At 68.6% G+C, this 2,631-nt stretch carries 1 protein-coding gene; it reads left to right on the top strand.

The window, feature by feature from the left end; all coding sequences use genetic code 11:
- Nucleotides 1–17: 17 nt before the first annotated feature.
- The coding region (locus HR086_RS46175) for an amino acid adenylation domain-containing protein (RefSeq protein WP_373564453.1) at nucleotides 18–2,631 on the top strand (2,614 nt) is incomplete at its 3' end.

Raw genomic sequence — 2,631 nt, 5'->3', positions numbered from 1 at the left:
GCGAGCTGCTCGCGCAGGTGAAACGCACCACGCTCGGCGCCTACGAGCATCAGGACGTCCCCTTCGAGAAGCTCGTCGAGGAACTCAACCCTCACCGCACCCTCAGTCACTCGCCGCTGTTCCAGGTGATGCTCGCCCTGCAGAACGCACCGACGACGAGCATGGAAGTGCCTGGGAGCACGGTGGAGACGTCACCGCTGCGCCTGGAGGCCTTCGACTCGGGAGCGCAGAGCGCGAAGTTCGACCTCACCCTGACGCTGGGCGAGGGACTGGAAGGCGCGCTGGGCTACCGGACGGACTTGTTCGATGAGTCCACCATCGCTCGGATGGTCGCGCACTTCGGCACCCTCCTCGACGCCGCCATCACCACCCCCGATACCCTCGTGGGTGAGCTGCCAATGTTGCCGGCCGAGGAGCGCCGTCAGGTGCTCGTCGAGTGGAACAACACCCGCCGCGCGCTGCCCTGGACTGGCGCCTTCCACGAGCGCTTCGAGGCCCAGGCCGCTCTCACGCCCGACGCTCTCGCCGTCCTCGACGACTCCGCGTCTCTCTCCTTTCTCCAGCTCAACCAGCGCTCGAACCAGCTCGCTCACCTGCTGCGCGCCCGCGGTGTCGGGCCCGAAGTCCGTGTCGCCCTCTGCCTGGAGCGCTCCGTCGACTCCCTCGTCGCCCTCCTCGCCATCCTCAAGGCCGGCGCCGCCTACGTCCCTCTCGACCCCGCCTACCCCCGCGAGCGCCTGGTTTTCATGCTCCTGGACTCCGGCGCTCCCTTCGTCCTCACCCAGTCCCACCTCCTGCCTCGTCTCGACTCGGCCTCCTGCTCGGCCCTCTGCCTCGACGACGACGCCCTGCGCGCTTCTCTCGCCGCGCTCCCTGACTCCAACCCTCCTCGCGTCTCCCATCCTTCTCACCTCGCCTACGTCATCTACACCTCAGGCTCCACCGGCAGGCCCAAGGGCGTCATGGTCCACCACTCCTCCGTGGTGAATCTCCTCTCCGCCCTCTCCTCTGCCGTCTACTCCGACGTCCAGCGCCCGCTCCGCATCTCCCTCAACGCGCCCCTCTCCTTCGACGCCTCCGTCCAGCAGCTCGTCTTCCTCTCCCACGGCCACTGCCTCTGCTTCGTCCCTCAGGCTGCTCGTGAAGACGTCCCGCTGCTTCTCTCCTGGATTCAGAAGCACCAGCTCGACGTCCTCGACTGCGCCCCTTCTCACCTCCGCCTCCTCCTCGACGAGGGCCTCGCGGAGTCCGGCCGCCCCCTTCGTCTCCTCATCGGCGGCGAGGCCATCGACGACTCTCTCTGGACCGCGCTTTCCTCCGCGCCTTCGCTGAGCGCCTTCAACGTCTACGGGCCCACTGAGGCCACCGTCGACACCACCGCGCTCTCCATCCGCGCTTCCGCTCGCCCCGCCCTCGGTGGGCCGCTCTCCAACGTCGCCACCTTCATCCTCGACGCCTCGCTCCAGCCCGCTCCCATCGGCGTCCCCGGAGAGCTCTTCATCGGCGGCGACGGCCTGGCTCGCGGCTACCACCTCCGTCCGGACCTCACCGCCGAGCGCTTCGTCCCCAACCCCTTCTCCTCGGTGCCGGGCGCTCGCCTCTACCGCACCGGTGACAAGGCTCGCTGGCTTGCCCACGGCCACCTCGAGTACCTCGGCCGCATCGACTTCCAGGTGAAGCTGCGCGGCTTCCGCATCGAGCTGGGCGAAGTCGAGGCCGCTCTCGAAGCGCTGGCTTCCGTCCACCACGCCGCTGCCCTCGTCCGTGAAGACGTCCCGGGCCTCAAGCGCCTCGTCGCCTACGTCACCCCGGCTTCCGTCGACACCTCCTCACTGCGCGCGGAGCTGCTGCTCAGCCTCCCCGAGTACATGGTGCCCTCGGCCTTCGTCGCCCTCGACGCTCTGCCCATCAACACCCACGGCAAGCTCGACAGGAAGGCGCTCCCGGCTCCCGACTCCAGCCCCACCGACTCCTTCGTCGCGCCTCGCAACCCCACCGAGGCTCGCCTCGCCGCCATCTGGGCAGAGGTCCTCCACCTCGACTCCGTCAGCGTCTCCGACGACTTCTTCTCCCTTGGCGGCCACTCCCTCCTCGCCACTCAGGTCGTCTCTCGTGTCCGCAAGGCCTTCGACGTCGAGCTTCCCCTTCGCGCTCTCTTCGAAGCGCCGACCGTCGCGGCGCTCGCGGCTCGCGTCGATGCCGTGGGTCACGGGGACCTGTCGCTCCAGCTGCCTCCGCTCGTGGCGGTGCCTCGTACCGGGCCGCTGCCGCTGTCCTTCGCGCAGCAGCGCCTGTGGTTCCTCGACAGGCTCCAGCCGGGCAGCCCTTTCTACAACATCCCCTCGGCCATCCAGCTCCATGGGGGACTGAACCTCGCCGCGCTGGAGCGGGCGATTCAGGAACTCGTGCAGCGCCATGAAGCGCTGCGCACCTCGTTCCACGTCCAGGAGGATGGAGAGGCCGTTCAGCACATCCTTCCTCGTGTGGAGCTGTCCGTCCCGGTAACGGACCTGGAGGCCGTGCCCGAAGCCTCGCGTGAGACAGAAGCGCGGCGACTGGCCCAACTCGAAGCGCAGAAGCCGTTCGAGCTCTCCCAGGCCCCGCTGCTCCGTGCTTCCGTGCTTCGCCTCT

This window comes from Myxococcus sp. CA039A (assembly GCF_013336645.1).
Classification (GTDB): Bacteria; Myxococcota; Myxococcia; order Myxococcales; family Myxococcaceae; genus Myxococcus; species Myxococcus llanfairpwllgwyngyllgogerychwyrndrobwllllantysiliogogogochensis.
Note: the sequence above shows the minus strand (reverse complement) of the source record. Positions and strands in the feature narration are given on the sequence as shown.